Annotated in this window: 14 protein-coding genes; 9 read left to right on the forward strand and 5 right to left on the reverse strand. The window is 59.7% G+C overall.

From position 1 onward, the window contains the following. Positions 1-197: 197 nt before the first annotated feature. The 4 genes from LJD29_RS00095 to LJD29_RS00110 all read left to right on the forward strand — a co-directional run bounded on the left by LJD29_RS00095 (position 198) and on the right by LJD29_RS00110 (position 3,864). Positions 198-785, forward strand: coding sequence for a hypothetical protein (locus LJD29_RS00095; RefSeq protein WP_446743710.1), 588 nt, complete (start codon positions 198-200; stop codon positions 783-785). 66 nt (positions 786-851) lie between these two features. Next, the gene (locus LJD29_RS00100; RefSeq protein WP_446743711.1) at positions 852-1,535 is read left to right on the forward strand and encodes a hypothetical protein; all 684 of its coding nucleotides are present in this window, start codon (positions 852-854) and stop codon (positions 1,533-1,535) included. Between the two features lie 23 nt (positions 1,536-1,558). Further along, a complete protein-coding gene (locus LJD29_RS00105; RefSeq protein ID WP_446743712.1) occupies positions 1,559-3,289 on the forward strand; it encodes a carboxypeptidase-like regulatory domain-containing protein in 1,731 nt (576 codons plus the stop codon). Beyond that, positions 3,286-3,864 carry a hypothetical protein gene (locus LJD29_RS00110; protein WP_446743713.1) on the forward strand — a complete coding sequence of 193 codons (579 nt, stop codon included), beginning with the start codon at positions 3,286-3,288 and terminating at the stop codon, positions 3,862-3,864. The genes LJD29_RS00105 and LJD29_RS00110 overlap by 4 nt, the downstream gene beginning before the upstream one ends. Positions 3,865-3,874: 10 nt before the next feature. On the opposite strand, the gene LJD29_RS00115 is transcribed toward LJD29_RS00110, so the two are convergent. Beyond that, a complete protein-coding gene (locus LJD29_RS00115; RefSeq protein WP_446743714.1) occupies positions 3,875-4,225 on the reverse strand; it encodes a hypothetical protein in 351 nt (116 codons plus the stop codon). A 340-nt stretch (positions 4,226-4,565) separates the two neighbouring features. On the opposite strand from LJD29_RS00115, the gene LJD29_RS00120 reads away from it, so the two are divergent. Both LJD29_RS00120 and groL read left to right on the forward strand, forming a co-directional pair. After that, on the forward strand, positions 4,566-4,880 hold the full coding sequence (locus LJD29_RS00120) for a co-chaperone GroES (RefSeq protein ID WP_446743715.1): 315 nt from the start codon (positions 4,566-4,568) through the stop codon (positions 4,878-4,880). 71 nt (positions 4,881-4,951) lie between these two features. Further along, complete coding sequence (groL, locus tag LJD29_RS00125; protein ID WP_446743716.1) at positions 4,952-6,619, forward strand: chaperonin GroEL; 1,668 nt, start codon at positions 4,952-4,954, stop codon at positions 6,617-6,619. A 545-nt stretch (positions 6,620-7,164) separates the two neighbouring features. Here the strand turns inward: groL and LJD29_RS00130 are convergent. Together LJD29_RS00130 and LJD29_RS00135 are read right to left on the reverse strand one after the other, a co-directional pair. Then, positions 7,165-10,608 (reverse strand): carboxypeptidase-like regulatory domain-containing protein, encoded by a 3,444-nt coding sequence (locus tag LJD29_RS00130; protein WP_446743717.1) that lies wholly within the window; start codon positions 10,606-10,608, stop codon positions 7,165-7,167. A 322-nt stretch (positions 10,609-10,930) separates the two neighbouring features. Next, the gene (locus tag LJD29_RS00135) at positions 10,931-11,263 is read right to left on the reverse strand and encodes a Dabb family protein (protein ID WP_446743718.1); all 333 of its coding nucleotides are present in this window, start codon (positions 11,261-11,263) and stop codon (positions 10,931-10,933) included. A gap of 180 nt (positions 11,264-11,443) precedes the next feature. Here LJD29_RS00135 and LJD29_RS00140 point away from each other — a divergent pair, with 180 nt between their 5' ends. Continuing rightward, positions 11,444-14,092 carry an FG-GAP-like repeat-containing protein gene (locus LJD29_RS00140; RefSeq protein WP_446743719.1) on the forward strand — a complete coding sequence of 883 codons (2,649 nt, stop codon included), beginning with the start codon at positions 11,444-11,446 and terminating at the stop codon, positions 14,090-14,092. Positions 14,093-14,116: 24 nt separating this feature from the next. Here the strand turns inward: LJD29_RS00140 and LJD29_RS00145 are convergent, their stop codons facing one another. Both LJD29_RS00145 and LJD29_RS00150 read right to left on the reverse strand, forming a co-directional pair. Continuing rightward, positions 14,117-14,764: a YdcF family protein gene (locus tag LJD29_RS00145; RefSeq protein ID WP_446743720.1), complete on the reverse strand. Its 648-nt coding sequence runs from the start codon at positions 14,762-14,764 to the stop codon at positions 14,117-14,119. Between the two features lie 12 nt (positions 14,765-14,776). Then, the gene (locus tag LJD29_RS00150; RefSeq protein WP_446743721.1) at positions 14,777-15,445 is read right to left on the reverse strand and encodes an L-threonylcarbamoyladenylate synthase; all 669 of its coding nucleotides are present in this window, start codon (positions 15,443-15,445) and stop codon (positions 14,777-14,779) included. 166 nt (positions 15,446-15,611) lie between these two features. Between LJD29_RS00150 and LJD29_RS00155 the strand changes: the two genes are divergently transcribed. Together LJD29_RS00155 and LJD29_RS00160 are read left to right on the forward strand one after the other, a co-directional pair. Continuing rightward, a complete protein-coding gene (locus LJD29_RS00155; RefSeq protein WP_446743722.1) occupies positions 15,612-16,376 on the forward strand; it encodes a TrmH family RNA methyltransferase in 765 nt (254 codons plus the stop codon). Between the two features lie 44 nt (positions 16,377-16,420). Beyond that, positions 16,421-17,779 (forward strand): replication-associated recombination protein A, encoded by a 1,359-nt coding sequence (locus LJD29_RS00160; protein WP_446743723.1) that lies wholly within the window; start codon positions 16,421-16,423, stop codon positions 17,777-17,779. Positions 17,780-17,797 lie beyond the last annotated feature (18 nt).

Raw genomic sequence — 17,797 nt, forward strand, 5'->3', positions numbered from 1 at the left:
AAACTTCTCTCCGAAATTGATCCAGGCTAATTACCTCGAAAAACCCGAGTGCTAACTTTCATCGTGGAACGGGTTACCTGAGGGTAATTACCCACGCCTTCCTGTCTGCCTGCTCCACTTTGTACTCGATCCGAATGCCGGAACGTACGTTCGGCCGGCGTTCGTCAGAGCACCTTGAGGCATCCAGGAGGTCTTTTATGACCGGAATCAAACGCATCTTTTCCTGCAGGCTCGCTACCCTGCTCGTCCTTCTTTCCTTTACAGGAGCTGCGGCCCATGCCCAGTTCACCTCTTCGCCGGCCACGGTAGCGATCACCGCCACACTTGGCGAAACGCTCACCATCACGGCGACCCCAACGGCATCGATCACGCTCTCCCCCGGTGCGACGTCGACTCCTTCGAGCAATATCACGATCGTTTCTACGTGGAACCTCGGAATCAACCGCGCAAATGTGTATCTGGTCGGCTGGTTTCCCACCACCACCGCTTTGACTGACGGCAATACGCCTGCCAACACCATTCCGACGAGCAATGTTCTCGGACAGCTCACACCTGCCAGCGGCACTGGCGGCGGCTACTCAGCCTTTACAGGCAGCGCCCCGACGGGTACCGGCGTTGGCGTGACAGGAGCCAGCCTCACCCTCTACACCCAGGCGCTGAGCGCCGCGACAAGAGTAGGCGGACGTACAGACACTCTCAATCTCGAAGTGAATCTGGCCAGCCAGACCACTCTGCCTGCAGGCACGTACACCGGCACTTTGAACCTCGAGGCAGTCGCCCTCTAACGGACCGGGCAGGTACCGATGCTAAGACTTCTTGCTCCAGCCATGACCAGCAAAATAAAAATCCGCATGGCTCTTTTTGCGCTGCTTGGACTTGCGCTGGGGCAAACCTGGGCGCAGACCGTATCTCCGGTGATCGTCGAATACAAGGGGAGAGCGGACGGCAAGTTCGCTCTCATCAATGACACCACCAGTCCCATGGTTGTCATTCTCGAACCGAAGAGCTTCACCATCACCCGCGATGGCGCAGGCATCTTTCGTCCGCTCGATCCCGATATTCATCTCGAGCTCTCGGCGATGAGCGTAAAGCTGGCGCCCCAGGAGACTTATTACATCTTCTATAAGGCGACCGCGAAGACCTATCCTGCCTGGTTCTCGATTTACTCCACCTTCGCAAGACCCAAGCACGAGGGCATGCTCGACATCCACCTGATGTTGCCGCACACCGTTTACCTCATGCAGAAAGGGCCTCTGAAAGCAAACGAGGTACATGTGCAGGACGTCGCGTACGACCCGGCGAAGCACAAGATTATCTGCGACCTCGAAAACGAAGGCCAGGACCTGGGAAGGGTCCAGGACATGCATGCGACCGGCGAGCATGCTTTTGCCTCCGACCCGATCGGATTCCCGTTGCTGCCCGGCTCTCCGCGGCATGTCGAGATCGAATGGAAAGGTTCGACTCCACCGCATGAGCTCTCCATACAATTCGAACACTTCACGCTGAAGCGTCCGATTGAAAACCACACCGAGTAGGCCGTATCTCCACCCATGGCACAGTGCGATGGTTCAGCCTGCTGCTTTGCGTCATCGGATCCTTCGCCGGGGCCCATGCACAGATCTACACCCTGAATGGAGGCGCTTCCACGCTCTACCAGGCACAGGGCGGCAGCTTCTCGGTCCGCGGTCCCCGTTTCGCGGCGATGGTGGGCGCAGGCCTGCTGGACGGCCATTTTTACGACGGCGCCCAGCTCATCCGGCCCTTCGGCCGCTACAAGCTCACTGCCGGTGATAACGCGATGCACTTCGAACTTCCAACTGATGTCTTCGGTACTGGCGCTTATTTCTACACTCGCGGTGTTTCGCTCGAACGTGGGTTCAAGCAGGGAGCCATGTCAGTCTTCGCAGGCGCAACCGCCGATAGCTACCAGACCCCGCTCTTCGAAGCCTCGAAGGCCGATCACCCTGCGGCCGGGTTCTTTTTCCACGACCGCCTCACCCCGCATACCACCCTGGCCTCCGACACCATCATTTCCACCAAGAGCACCAGCATCGAAAGCATCGACTGGTCGCCCCGCGATCAAACCCACTTCGCGCTCTCGGCCGGCATGGGCGCCAACCAGCCCTACGGTGCAGTCAGCCTCTATGTGAAGCGGCCAATCTATGACGTCATGGCCTCCTACATCCAGGCCGGCAGCCAGTTCCGCCGTATTGCCGTTGAGCAGCCGCTCACCGCCGAGCCCGACCGCGGCAACATCGTCGTGAACTTCCGCCCTACCCGCTTTCTCACCTTCAGCGGAGGCCGCCAGGACTACCTGATGCCGGAAGATGAGTCGCTGAACGCGCAGGGCACGCGCAGCACGGTAAACAGCCTCTCCGGCAACCTCAACATTTTCAAAACTTCTCTCTCCGCTTCGTACTTCGAATCGGTGTATGAGAATAACCAGAACGTCTCCGAGGCCTTTACGGCCTCACGGAACATCACCTCCCGCGTTCACGTCATGGGCGACTACCTCGTGAGTCACGAACAGAATCAGCCCAGCTTCTCATCGCTCATCGGAGATTTCGAAGAAACGCTTTCTCCGCGCTGGACAGTCGGCGAGATCGTTACCTACGCCAATGGCCAGACTTCAGTCTCCTTCGGAGGATCTTTCCTCTCCAACTTCTTCCAGGCAAGCGTGAACTACCAGACCTATTACATCCCCGCTCTCGGCTCAAAGCCCTTCGAACAGGCTCTGATTGCCGATCTGCAGATCCATCTGATGCAGGGGCTTACTCTTCACGCGGGCTCTTTCGTCAGCCCCGATGGAAAACTCGAGTACACAGCCGACTTCACAAAAATCATGTCGCGGGATGACTCGTCCAGAGGAGCGGTGCAGAACATATCCCTCGACAACAGCATGATCGAGGGCCGCGTCGTCGATACCTCCGGCAACCCGGTGCCGGGTGCAGCCCTGCAGTTCGACAAGATGACCGTCTATGCCGACCAGGCGGGGCGATTCTTCGTAAGGGAACACAATCCCCACACGCATCAGCTCACCGTGCTCACTGAACAGTTCCTGGATGGTGGCAACTACTCGCTCGTCTCCGCTCCGCCAACTGTTCGAGGCATGCGCCGCGATGAGGGCGACGAGGTTACGGTGGTCGTGCGCCGCTCCGGCAACGTCGCGGCAGCCGCGCCACAGCAACTCGAACCCCAGCAGCCGGCAACCACCACGTCCATCCCGTCCTCCACCGGAAACAGCGGCGGCGGCAGCGAAAGGGAAAGAGAACGGGAGCGTGAAAAATGAAGCTTCAAGGCATCTTTCGCGCCGGACTGGTGGCACTGGCCATGGTTCATGCTCCCGGCTCCCGGGAACAGGCTGTGCGTTTCGCCACCGGCAGGACGATCACCGCCGGGCCGCTGGGGCTAACCAACTCCATTACCGTGACCGCCTCACCTGCGACTGCCACCATCAGCCTGACTTCCAAGGGGCTTTCCGCGCCCAGCAGCACGGTCAACATCACCACAACGTGGTCCTTGCTGTCCCTGGCAAGCATTCACGTCTATGGATTCTTCACGACTCCATCGCAGGCGCTGCTCGGGCAGACGAACGGCAAGTGGATACCGGCAGCCGATGTCCTCGCCAGCGTGCCCACCGGGGGCGGCAGCGCCACCTCCTACGCGGCATTCACCGGGACAAATACAATCGTCGCAGGAAGCGCTTCCCTGCTTCTCATAACGCAGAGCAACCTGGTCGGCTCTCTACTGGGCGGCACCCGTACCGATGCAATGAACCTGGAAGTCAACCTCACCGGCACGGGAACTACCTACAACGCAGACAAGTATGTCGGCACCCTTACCCTCCAGGCCCAGACCTTCTAGCTGCCGCTCCTCAGTGGGTCATCGCCTTCTTGAGCTCGCCGACCAGGCGATCGGCAATCTTGTCCTGGCCGCCGTGCTGAATCCCCAGCGTAAGAACCTTGCGGTCGCTGCCGGTACCCGACCAGATCACTTCCTTCTCCGAAGGATCGACGAGCTGCACAGTCGCTTCAGCCGTCGTCTGCGCACCGATATTCACACCACGCATGATCGCGTCGGCCTCCGAACGATTGAGAACGACGACAACGGCTCCCTTCATCTTTCTGGAGATCGCCGAAGCGAGATACTGATCGAGATTGTCAGCCATCTTCTCGATGTAGATCCTGCGCACATTGCTCAGCAGGATCGTCTTCTGGGCATGCATGGGAAAATGCCGGATAGCAGCACGAGGGCAGCGAAGATCAGCGGATTCCTTTTCATAGCCGGGCATTCTAACAAGGAGAGGTTAAACGGCAAGCAATAGTCGCCTGTTCAAGCCTCCGCCTTGCGGCTCATCAAATATGAGCGTCCCGCACTCAGTTTTTACATGTTTTTGATCCGGCATCCTTGACAGCCCTGTCCGCCAGCCGTTAACTTAGCAATCGAAAGGCTCAATTGCTAACGGGCTAAGCGGCCCGTTTTCGTGCGCCTCGTAGGGACTCCACGTCCACAGATTCTGTATTAACACTCGCGAGGGAATCCTCGCGTGAAGGAGAAGCAACGTAATGGCAACTGCATCCGTAGCGACCACCTTTACTCCGCTCCACGACCGCATCCTTTTGAAGCGTGTCGATGAGGGTGAAACCGTCCGTGGCGGCATCATCATCCCCGACAGCGCCAAGGAAAAGCCGCAGGAAGGCGAAGTGATCTCGGTTGGCAAGGGCAAGTCGAACGACGAGGGCAAGGTATTCCCTCTCGACGTCAAGGCTGGCGACCGCGTTCTCTTCGGCAAGTACTCGGGCACCGAGATCAAGATCGACGGCGAGGACTTCCTGATCATGCGCGAGGAAGAAATCCTCGGCATCCTGAAATCGAAGTAGTGGGTGCCCCACCCATCGATTCTGATGGGTGGGTCTGGTAATACACCAACAAGTTTTGAAGGAGATATGTAATGGCAAAGCAGATTCTGCACGGAGAAGATTCCCGCCAGGCCATCCTGCGCGGTGTGAACACTCTTGCTGACGCAGTCAAGGTGACCCTCGGCCCCAAGGGCCGTAACGTCGTCATCGAGAAGAAGTTCGGTTCGCCGACGATCACCAAAGACGGCGTAACCGTCGCCAAGGAGATCGAGCTCAAGGATTCCCTCGAGAACATGGGCGCCCAGATGGTCCGCGAAGTTGCTTCGAAGACCTCGGACGTTGCCGGTGACGGCACCACTACCGCGACCGTTCTGGCCCAGGCCATCTACCGCGAAGGCGTGAAGACGGTTGCCGCCGGTGCAAACCCGATGGCTCTCAAGCGCGGCATCGACAAGGCTGTTGAAGCCATCGTCGGCAAGCGCGACGAGCAGGGTGTTGTGACCGGTGGCGCGCTCTCGAAGTTCTCGAAGCCTGTTTCCGGCGACATGATCGCCCAGGTCGGAACCATCTCGGCCAACTCCGATGCAACCATCGGAACCATCATTGCCGAAGCCATGAAGAAGGTCGGCAAGGACGGCGTGATCACGGTTGAAGAGTCGAAGACCCTCGAGACCCAGCTGGATGTCGTCGAAGGCATGCAGTTCGACCGCGGCTACCTGAGCCCCTACTTCGTCACCGATCCGGACCGTATGGAAGCTTCGCTCGAAGATCCCTACATCCTGATCCACGAGAAGAAGATCAGCTCGATGAAGGATCTTCTGCCCCTGCTCGAGCAGGTTGCGCGCGGCGGCAAGCCGCTCGTGATCATCGCCGAGGACGTTGACGGTGAAGCGCTCGCGACCCTCGTGGTCAACAAGCTGCGCGGCACCCTGAACGTTGCTGCCGTCAAGGCTCCTGGCTTCGGCGACCGCCGTAAGGCCATGCTCGAAGACATCGCAAAGCTGACCGGCGGCAAGGCCATCACCGAAGACCTCGGCATCAAGCTCGAGAACGTCAAGGTGGAAGACCTGGGCCGTGCGAAGCGCGTCTCGATCGACAAGGACAACACGACCATCGTCGAGGGCCGTGGCAGCGACAGCGATATCGCTGGCCGCGTCAAGGAAATCCGCAACCAGATCGAGAAGACCACCTCTGACTACGACCGTGAGAAGCTCCAGGAGCGTCTTGCCAAGCTGGTCGGCGGCGTGGCCGTCATCAAGGTCGGTGCGGCTACCGAAACCGAGATGAAGGAAAAGAAGGCTCGTGTCGAAGACGCGATGCACGCAACCCGTGCAGCCGTCGAAGAAGGCATCGTCCCAGGCGGCGGCGTAGCCCTCGTTCGCAGCACTCCTGCGGTCGATGAGCTGGTCAAGAGCCTCGAAGGCGACGAAAAGATCGGTGCGCAGATCATCCGTCGCGCCATCGAAGAGCCCCTTCGTCAGATCGTCAACAACGCCGGCATCGAAGGCGCGGTTGTGGTCGGCAAGATCCTCGAGAGCAAGGACGATCACTACGGCTACAACGCCGGTTCCGACAAGTTCGAGGACCTGGTTGCTGCCGGCGTCATCGACCCGACCAAGGTCACCCGCACCGCACTGCAGAACGCAGCTTCGATCGCTGGCCTCATGCTCACCACCGAAGCCATGGTCTCGGATATCCCCGAGCCCAAGGCCGCAGCAGCACCGGGCGGCCACGGCGGCGGCATGGAAGGCATGTACTAGGACTGCGCGTCCGGCGACACGCCCCTTCGGGGCCACTCCTGTTCGCACAGCAGTGGCGCTCCCGTTGGTCGCGAATCAGCCAGGCAAAAGCCCCGTCTTCGGACGGGGCTTTGCTTTTGCGGTCAGCTCATGCGAAAGAAGCCGTTCCCTGTCGATAAATTATGGAAGTCGGCACGGAGAGGTAGATCGCAATAGCCTGACTTAGCCACAGAGCGACATCATTTCCTCTGTGGCAAAAGCCACCGCATTTAACGCTCATAAACTCCGAACGCAGCCGACGACTCCACAGCAAACGCACTCGGAGAATTTCCCATAAGTTTGGCATCCCGAACGCAGTGAGGGCTTTGCTTTTCTACTTGCAGCAGCGATGGTGCGTGTAGTCAGACCCCGAAGTGCAAGTCCCTCACTACGTTCGGGATGACAACCATCGGCGGACCAGCCATCGATCCGTTTTTGTGTCAGGGCACGGCTTCAGCCGCTGAGGTATGACCTCTGCCACTGAAGCGATGATGCCCGCGCCGCGAAAGCTATGCCCTGTCAAACACCTAGAACTGGTACCGCAGACTGAACTGCATCTGGCGATCGGATGCATACGTATTGCCCTTCTGAGTCACCTTGCCGAAGTTGCTGTCGGTCGGTGTCACGTCCGGATTATCGAGGTTCGGATGATTCAGGAAGTTATACGCCTCAGCCTTGAAGATGAGGCGGTGATTTTCGAGCGCGGGAATCACCGGGAAGGACTTCTGCAGGGCGATATTCCAGCTCTGGAAGCCCGGACCGAAGACCTGGTTTCGGGATTCGCGAGGCGCAAAGGTTCCGTCGGCAGGCCTCACGAATATATTGCTGTTGAACCACAGATTCGAGTTGGAACCGTTGTTGGAAAACTTCTTGTACACGTGGACCGGGCCGGTCTTGTCCCAGAACTGATTGCCTGAGCCCGGTCCTACGCCAGCCCAGTCGTCTCCCGTGGTAACGGATTGCGGCGTTCCGCTCTGGAACTGCGTGGTTCCGGATAACTGCCATCTGCCCAAGACGTTTCTCATCGCCCAGTAAGAGGAGTGATCGGCAAAGGTCACGTCCCAGACGTAGTTGATAACCAGCGAGTTGCGTGTGTCGTAGTCGCTGGGACCATAAAATTCCTTGGGATCGTAGAAGTTCGGAATGTTGTCGCCGGCATCGGAAGTCGTATCCATGCTCTTCGACCATGTGTAAGCGATACCGAAGATGAAGCCTCGTGCGACGCGACGGCGGAGGTTAGCCTGCAGGCTGTGATAAATCGAGATGCCGTCGTTCGTCTGCTGTTGAATGACGGAGAAGCCCTGGTATGGCCGCAGCGCATCCGCGGTGATTCCCGCATTCGCGTAGGTCGTACCCGGCTGCAACTGGTTGATGTTCTCCAGGTGCTGCAGGTGAAGTCCGCGGCGGCCCACATACCCCAGCGTGAAGACGCCAATGCCGTTGAACTCGTGCTCGGCGGTAAGCGTCCACGACCAGGCCTCCGGTGACGGGAAGTGGTAGGCGTAAGAAGTCATGTTGATCGGGTAGTTGTTGGTGCCGACGCCGCCCGGATTATCGACCGATCCATAGCTGACGGTCGCAGAAGGCTGAAACGGCGGATTGCCGCCCAGGTGCACGCTGTCGCTCACACCCACTCGATCGAAGTAGCGTCCGACGCCAGCGCGCAGCACCGTCTGCGGATCGAGCTGCAGCGTAAAGCCGATGCGCGGCTGCAGGTTCGTCCACACCGTCGGGTTGTAACCGCGATCGAAGCCGTGGAAGAGTCCGCTGTATTGGCCATTCAGGATGTCGGCCGGCACGTGTCCATTGGCAGCGCTGGGGAACCCGCTGCCCGGAATCACAATGCCGTCGTAGAGATTCGATCCGGTGACGAAGCCTGTCGTGGGATTAACGGTAGGCGCTGTGTTGGCGTCGTAAGTCGATGGCGAAAAGACGGACAGGTTCCCCCACCGCGCATAGAACGGCATCATGATGCTGTGACGAATGCCGTATTCGATAACCAGGTTCGGCCGGGCGCGCCAGGTGTCCTGCGCGAAGTATTCGTACATATTCGCGAGATAGATGGTGTAGGCGCGAATGCCGATTTCGCCGTAGGTATCGAAGAGACCGAGAGCCGCGTTGCCGAGGCCTGCACCGGTTGTCGGATGGCTGCCGCCACGCGTATCGGTGAAGACGAAGAAGCCGTTCTGGTTATTCGTCGCGCCAGGTGTCGTCGAGCTTACGTTTATCTGGTCGAAGTCGTTCTGGCTTTCGCGCTCGTAGAGGAAGCCTGCCTTGATCGTATGGTTGCCGATGATCTTGGTGATGCTATCCGAGTAGTCCCACACAACACCACCGGAGTGCGAGGGATAAGGACCGCCGTCGAGCGTGTCGATGTTAGCGATCTGGATGGTTGGGATCTTGTCTGGAATCTCTTTATCCGAACCGGGAAACAGGTACGGATAGTTGATGCCGTAGTTTGTGCGGTTGAAGAGACCGCTGCTGGTATCGATTCCGATGCTCACGTGATCGGCGCTGGCCGATGCGTAAGCTTCGTTCACCATCGTTGGGCTGATGGTCCAGGTCCAATGGGCGACAGCCACCTGGTTTGGGCGGCTCCATACCTGCGGAGTGCGATTGAAGTTGCCGTAGTGCGGGCTGACGCTGTTGTAGTTGTAGTTCAGCAGCGAAAAGCGCAGGTGATGGGAATCAAAAGGAATGTAATCCACCACCAGCGTGTCCTTACGTTGATTCTCCGGATAGATCGCCGCATCGATCCAGTTGTAGCTGGGATTGTTGGCGTTCGGCGCCGGATACGCGTTGAGAAGTGCAAGCCCATTGGCGCTGAGCTCTCCCGATGGAATCACGTTATTCGGATAAGCGGCTCCGGTGGTTGGATCGGTGAGTTGAACGGCCTTGCCGTAGAAGATATTCGACGGATCGAGCAATTCGCTGAAGTTGCCAGTGCGCATCAGCGCAGTGGGTACTCTTCGCTGGTCCGTATCGACGTGACGATAGCGGATCCACTCCTGACCTGCGAGGAAGAAGAGTTTCTTCTTGCTCGCATTGAATCCTGTTTTCGGAAACCACACCGGTCCATTGAAGTTCCATCCGAACTGGTTGAAACGGAAAGCAGGCGGATGACCCGAAATGCTTGGATCGTCAGTGACCAGGTTACGGGCCCAGGTGTTTGCGTTTAAGAATGAGTTGCGCAGATACTCGAAGACCGCACCGTGAAAGTCGCTGGTGCCGCTCTTCGGCACAATGCGGATGATGCCGCCCGAGGCGCGTCCGTATTCAGCGGGATAGCTGGCGGTGAGCACCTGCATCTCCGAGGTCGAATCGGTATCGGCAACGCCGACGCTGGTACCGTTGCCACGGCTGCGCACCATTGGAGCGCCATCGAAGGTCATGCCGTTTTCGCGGCTGTTCGACCCGTTGATGTTGATGCCGTTGTCGAGCCCGAAGTTGAAGTTCGAAATCGCGGAGCCGCGGCGAACGCCCGGCTCAAGCTGCGCCAGGTACATCGGGTTGCGCCCATTCAACTGGATGCTCTGCACCTGCTGCTGGGTCACAAGCTGGCCCACCGATGCTGTCTGCGTCTGGATGGTATTCGCGTTGGCGACAACGTTGACAGTCTCAGACGAGCTACCGACTTTCAGCGAAGCATCGATGCGCGAACCGATGCTGGGATCAAGATGCGCATGGCTTTGCACATAGGTCTGAAAGCCCTGTGCTTCCACTCGGATCGTGTAACTTCCGGGAGAAAGATTCGTAACGTTGTAAGTGCCCGCGTCGTTGGTTGTAGTGGTGCGTATCTCGTTCGTTGCTTCGTTGCGGATAGTGACAGTGGCACGCGGAAGCACCGCACCTGCAGTGTCAGAGACGGTTCCGGAAATTGATGCATTGTCGGATTGGGGGTGGGCGGCGAACGGGGCCAGAAACATCAGCCCTAAGGAAAGCGCAAAAGACAGTCTCCATCTAGCGAGCATGCGTGGGGTCTCCTAGAAAGTCGAACGAAACGGTGCTTATATAGGAACGCTAACTAAGCTATTTACGCGTTTTGAGAACTTCCAGCATGAGACCAACGCTTCGCGCGGAACCTTAGTAAGTCAACCGAGTGGTTGTCAAGATAAAGTACGAGCTCGAAAGTAAATTGTTCTTAAAGGGGCACTCGTGTCATGCAGGCACGCAGACCGAAAGGTGGGCGATCTGCTGCAACGATCGGAGGAGATCCACGCACTCCTCCAATCGCATCTCGATAAGCTGTACCGGTTTTCGCTGCAGTCTCCGACTCCACCCTGGCGGCGGAGATCAGGCCTCGAAATCTACTTCGACCGGATCGACCAGTGGGACCAGCCAGCTCAGCAGCTGCTGGTGAACAGGGTGCACGGTGTAGGCTTCAAGCGCCGCGCGGTCGTTGAACTTCATCACTCCACCCAGTTCGTAGCCTTTCGATCGCGGCGAAAAATTGACGCCTGCATATGTCTCAAGCAGACCGGGAATCTGCCCCTGCAGGTTGCGAATCTCGCTGAGTGCGCGCTGCTGCTGCTCGGCAGAGACGCCCGGTTTCCACTGGAATGCAAACGTATGAATGACCATGTGGCCATGGTAGCGCACGCCTCCGGCCGCCAGATGACAAGGCATTGAATCCCGGGTTCTTAATGCCTGTTCGCAATACTTCCTTCTACTGAAAGCACTGTTCGCGAGACCGAATTGACGGAATTTTATAGGAGCGAGCCGGCCTGGGCTTTGATATGGTTTTCGTAACTATTTTTACCCTTGCAGAACTGCTCCTCTCCTCCCCTGATCATGAAAACTACCCATTTGTTAGCAGCTTTTGCTGCCATCGCAACACTCGCGCTCGCACCCACGCACAAAGCGCACGCCGCCACCGCTACCCACACCACACTCGCAATATCGCCTGCGACGCCGCAGAAAACAGGTACTGCCATCACCCTGACCGCCGCAGTGACCGACGCGACAGGTACCGCCGTCGAAAACGGCGAAGTCGACTTCTACGACGGCAAAAGCCTTATCGGGACCTCGCCCGTAATTACGCAGGGCACCGTCGGCAAACCCGGGAGTGCGGTATATCCCCTCGTCCCTGGCCCCGGCCCGCACAGCTTTACGGCCACCTACAGAACCACGCTGACGGAAATCACCAGCACATCGGATGCGCAGTCATTCTCGGTCACATCCAGCCTGCCGACCACGACAGCGCTCAAGGCCACGGCAGATGGCAACGGTACCTACTCCCTGCAGGCCACTCTCAGCGCAAACGGGCCGGTCACACCCACGGGCAGCTTTCACTTTCTTGACGTCTCGAAGGGCAATTCGACCATCACCTCGGTCGATCTTGGAAACGCAACCACCACCTTCAGTTTTAAGGCGTCGGGCTCGCAGAGCGGATCAGGCTCCTACACAAGCGCAGCCGAAGCCGACTTCAACCAGGACGGCATCCCGGACATCGCTGTCTTTTCAAGCTCGGGGGCAGTGCAGGTTTTCAACGGCGACGGTACCGGAAAATTTGCGGCCAGCCAGTTCTCCGACACTTTCCCGGGTGGCATCGCGGCGGCAGCGGTACAGGACTTCAACGGGGATGGCCTGCCTGACATCGCCCTTATCGGGCAACAGGGCCTGCTCATCGTCCTGACAGCTGAGGCGGGTGGCTCTTTCACCGTGGCGGATTATACCCAGCTGCCCACCAGCTACGCAGCCGACAAGGTGCTTGTCGGAGACTTCAATGGCGACGGCCTTCTAGACCTCGCCGTGCATCTGCCTATCCGGGCGCAGGGCTCCGGCCCGTCGAACAGCAGCCAATTGGTGATTCTCACCGGCACCGGCCAGGGACAATTCAGCATCGCTGGCGAGCAGCAGATCAACGGACAGAACACGCTGCTGGCAACGCAGGATCTGAACGGCGACGGCATTGACGACCTGGTCATCGGAAACGGCAACAACACGATCACCGTCTATACCGGCCAGTCCTCCGGGGCACCAACTGCTGGCACGCCTCTGACGGTGGCAAGTGACACAACCTTCATCGTTCAGGCGGCGGCATTCGGGGACTTCAACGGTGACGGGCATGCCGACCTGGCAGTCTCCGGTTCGGATACGGCGGCCAGCACTGCTGCGGTCTACGTGATGACGGGCGATGGGAATGGCGGACTCACGGCCTCCGGCACAGCCTATCCCGTAACGCTTGATCCTGAGCGCCTTGTGGTCGCCGACGTGAACAACGACCACATCCCCGACTTCGTCACTGCAAACTTTTCCGACGCCTCGCTAAACATCTACATAGGAGACGGCAAGGGATCGTTTACTCAGCGGAGCGACTCGCCAGTCTCCCATGACCTTGGAGCGGCTTCCGGCAATACCCTCGAGGTTTTTCCCGCCGATGCAAATGGCGATGGCCTCATGGATCTGACCGTCGTCAACATTAGCCAGTCGACGGTCAACACGCTGCTCAATCAGGCCACGTTCACGGTGCCGGGTTCCGCGACGGGCATCGCGATCGACCCGCAGGAGCAGGTGGCGGCTGCGTATTCGGGCGACTCAGTCTATGCGGCCAGCACTTCGACGTCCTACACCGCACCAGCAGCGGCTCCTGCCTCGACGACACTTACGCTTGGAGTCACTCCCGCGCAGGGCGCGACAACCACGACGTCGCTCAGTCTCACCGCGACGCTCTCTCCAGCAACCCTGAACGGCGCGACAGCCACCGGAACGATCACCTTCAGCGACGGAAGCACGGTCCTCGGCACAGCACCCCTTACCGGCGGAGTAGCGACCTTCACCGCCAAGCCGCTCACCGCAGGCAACCACTCGCTGACCGCGTCCTACTCCGGGGACGCGAACTTCGCGGGCTCAACCGCTCCCGCTGTCACGATTTCCATCGCGACGCCAGCGGCAGCCGATTTCGCACTGGCCGCAACGCCATCGAGCGCAACAGTCAGCGCAGGCCAGCCGGCGAATTACCAGCTCTCCGTCACGCCGGCAAACGGCTTCGACCAGGCGGTAACCTTCGCCTGCGCGGGTCTGCCTGCCGGAACAGCGTGCGTCTTCAATCCTGCGTCGGTCACACCTTCATCTGCAGCCGCAACCACGGCTCTGACGATCACGACAACAGGATCGGCTACTACGGCTGCTTCCCTGTCGCGCACCTTCACCGGCGGCATCGCCTTCGCCGTACTGGGACTCTTCGTTCTTCCCTACAGCTTCCGTCAAAACGGCTACCGTTACCGGCTGATGCTCGTCGCATGTGTGCTCATGAGCGGTGCCATCGTCGGCTGCGGATCGAAAGCGAATTCGGGACCGGCCGGCACAATTGGAACCGGTGGAGGCACGGGTAGCGGTGGCGGAACAGGCGGAGGTTCAGCAAGCGGAACCCCGGCGGGAACATCCACGGTCACCGTCACGGCGACATCCGGCACGATCTCGCACACCGCGCAGATCACGCTCGTCGTGCAGTAGCAGCTGGAAAGCCTGCGTTTGGAGTTACTGAGTGGCAGCGCTCGGAGCCGAACGCAGGCGCCAGGCCGTATAGCTGAGAATCTCGTGGGCTTCGCGCTCGAATGCCTCGCGCCACGAGAGCTCGCGAACCACGGGCCGCGGCGAGGTGTACACCGTTAACCCAAAGCTCTCGCAAAGCGCATGAATACGGAACAGGTGCGTTCCATCGCTCACTACCAGCACCCTCCTGAGCTTGTTGGTGCGGGCGATGGCGGCCAGCCGTTGTGCGGATTGCTCTGTATTGCTGCTGGTCGTCTCGGCGATGATCGCGGCCTCTGGAACGCCCTGCGCCAGCAGGTAGTCATGGCCGACTCCGCCCTCGGAATGCACGTCGGCAGCCGCACCGCCGCCGAGCGTAATCATCATCGGGGCCAGCTTCTCCCTGTAGAGTGCCAGGCCATGATCGAGCCGCGCTCGCAGAACAGGTGACGGACGTCCGTCGTATTCGGCTGCTCCGAAGACCGCGATGGCATCGGCTGGACGCGCTTCGTCGCGCGTGGCGTAACCCTGGATCTGCTCATGAACCCAGAAAGTCCATCCCAGAACCACGAGCAGGGCGCCCCACATCACCAGCCAGATGAGAGCGCGGCCTCGCCGCCTTGTAGTGCGCAGATTGTTTTTGGGGACGATCATGCCGCAGGTCCTTCAGCGATAGTCGCTCTTTCGTCCCTGCGATTGCAATGCCAGTGCGATTTCGTGCGTGGGAATGGCGCCCTCGCGCAGAATCTGCCAGCTTCCCTCTTCACCCGACAGGTCGATGATGGTGGTAGGAACGCTGCGGCCGGTCGGACCTCCGTCCACGATCATTGGCAGACGGTCGCCCAGCTGCTCGCGTACACCGGCAGCGTGGGTGCATTCAGGAAAGCCATGCAGGTTAGCCGACGTCGCGGTGATGGGCAGACCAAATGCTTCGACCACGGCACGCGGAATGGCGGCATCGGGCACACGCAGCGCCACGTTGCCGGTGTTGGCCGTGCTGCGCAGCGGCAGCCGCGAGCTGGCCTTTACGATCACGGTCAAAGGCCCCGGCCAGAACTTGTCGGCCAGTATGTCGAGGCTTGTACCCACCTCGCGAGCCAGTTCATACGCCTGGTTCACATTGGCAATCAGCAGCGAGAGCGGCTTGTGCTTCAGGCGGCTCTTGATCTCATAAATTCTCTCGACAGCACGCAGATTCACCGGGTCTACGGCGAGTCCGTAGAAGGTGTCCGTCGGCATGCCGACGACTTTACCGCTCTTCAGGCAGGAAACAACGTATTGCACCCGGTCCGGCTCGGGTTCATCCGGATGGATTCGCAGGAGTTCTGCTGACAAAAGACTCTCCAGTTCAGGAACAGGTTTTTTCGCCGGGCGATCTCCAGATCTGCCGCCCTTGCCCGCGCACTTTCAACACCGGCCGGGGTTTACAATCGCACCCATGCCCACAGCATTTTCCCGCACGCGCCTACCTCGCATTGTACAGAGTCGGCAGAACGCGCGCGTGAAGGAATTGCGGGCTGCCTTTGCCCTCTCATCGCGAAGCGAAACCGGCCTGGTTGCGATCGAGGGCGAAAAGCTCATTGGCGAGGCGCTCTCCAGCGGCCTCGCGCTCGGCGCTGTCTTCGTTCGCAGCGGCAGCGAGGCCCAGCTCGACCGGCTTCCGATTCCCGGTGATGTCGAAATCCTCGAGCTGCCGCCGGATGTATTTACCAGCGCGGTGAATACGGAATCTCCACAGGGCATCGCTGCGCTCGTGCGCCCTCCGGCATTCACGCTCGACGATATCCTCGAACAAAAGCAGACGCCACTGATCTTTGTCGCCGCAGGCTTGCAGGACCCCGGCAATCTGGGCACCCTGATCCGTTCCGCCGAGGCTTTTGGAGCCACGGGAGCCATCCTGCTACCCGGTACCGTCAGCCCCTGGAACCAAAAGGCATTACGCGCCTCAGCCGGCTCGGTCTTTCGGCTACCCGTCGTCTCAGCAAAAGAAGATATGGCCTTTGCCGCAGTCCGGAAGGCGAACATCGCCTTGCTGGCGGCGGTCGTGGAAGATGCACGGCCCCTCTCCGCAGTCGATCTGGCCGCTCCCGCGGCGATCGTCCTCGGCAACGAAGGCAACGGCATCCCCCAGCGAGTGCTCGAACACGCCACGCATCGCATCATCATTCCCTGCCCGGGGCCGGTGGAGTCGCTCAACGCGGCCATTGCCGGAAGCGTCATACTGTATGAAGCTTCGCGGCAACGCGCGGCGCAGAACCCGCGCTAGAGGAAGAAGTATCCGCGTCAGCGGACTTGTTTACCTGTTTACAGATGAGCCTTTTTGAACCTATCCCCGACCTGGCACAACGCACGTCGCGCACCGCGCCCCTGGCCGAGCGCATGCGACCGCGCAACCTCTCCGAATACGTCGGGCAGCAACACCTGCTCGCTCCGGGCAAGCCGCTGCGCGTGCAGATCGATCAGGACGATACTGCGTCGATGATCTTCTGGGGACCGCCAGGCGTCGGCAAGACCACGCTGGCCCGCATTATCGCGGAAACGACGCAGGCCAACTTCGTGCAGTTCTCGGCCGTGCTCTCCGGCATCAAGGAAATCAAGCAGCTGATGGCCGATGCCGAAAAGGCTGCCGACTTCGGCTCGCGCACCATCCTCTTCGTCGATGAGATTCACCGCTTCAACAAGGCGCAGCAGGATGCCTTCCTCCCCTACGTCGAGCACGGCACCATCCGCCTCATCGGCGCGACGACTGAAAATCCCTCGTTCGAGATCATCTCCGCGCTGCTCTCACGCTGCCGCGTCTACACGCTTCACTCCCTGACGGAAGACGAGATCGTCGGCCTGCTCAAGCGTGCTCTTACCGACGAAGAACGCGGGCTCGGCCACATGGGAATCGCCTCCGACGACGAAGCGCTGAGCACTCTGGCGTCCTACTCAAGCGGAGACGCCCGCAACGCTCTCAACTCTCTCGAAGTCGCAGCCAAGCTGGCACGCGCGCGCGGCGAAAAACGGCTGACCAAAGAGACAGCAACCGAAGCCCTGCAGCAACGCGTACTGATGTACGACAAGCAGGGCGAGGAGCATTACAACCTCATCTCCGCGCTGCATAAATCGGTGCGAAACAGCGATGCCGACGCCGCTCTGTACTGGCTCGGACGCATGTTGAAGGCGGGCGAAGACCCGATGTACATCGCGCGACGCGTCGTGCGCATGGCAGTGGAAGATATCGGCCTGGCTGCGCCCGAGGCGCTGAACCTTACCCTCTCCGCGCGCGATGCCATGGATTTTCTCGGTTCGCCCGAGGGGGATTTGGCCCTTGCCCAGGCCGTCGTCTACCTTGCGCTCGCGCCGAAGTCGAACGCCGTGTACACGGCCTATGGAGCGATACTGGGCGAGATCGAGCAGACGCGTCAGGAGCCGGTGCCTTTGCATCTGCGCAACGCTCCGACCGGCCTGATGAAGGCGATGGACTACGGCAAGGGATACAGGTACGCGCATGACGAGGAGCGAAAGATCTCCGACATGGAGTGCCTGCCCGACAGCCTGCGCGGTCGTACCTGGTACCACCCAACGCAGGAAGGCCGCGAGAAACTGCTGGCTCAACGCATGGAAGAAATCAGGCGCATCCGGACAGAGATGCGAGCGAACCCTGGCAACGAGCCCCGTGATTGAACTGTATTTTATGCGCTG

This window comes from Silvibacterium acidisoli, from assembly GCA_022870745.1.
Taxonomy (GTDB): Bacteria; Acidobacteriota; Terriglobia; order Terriglobales; family Acidobacteriaceae; genus Silvibacterium.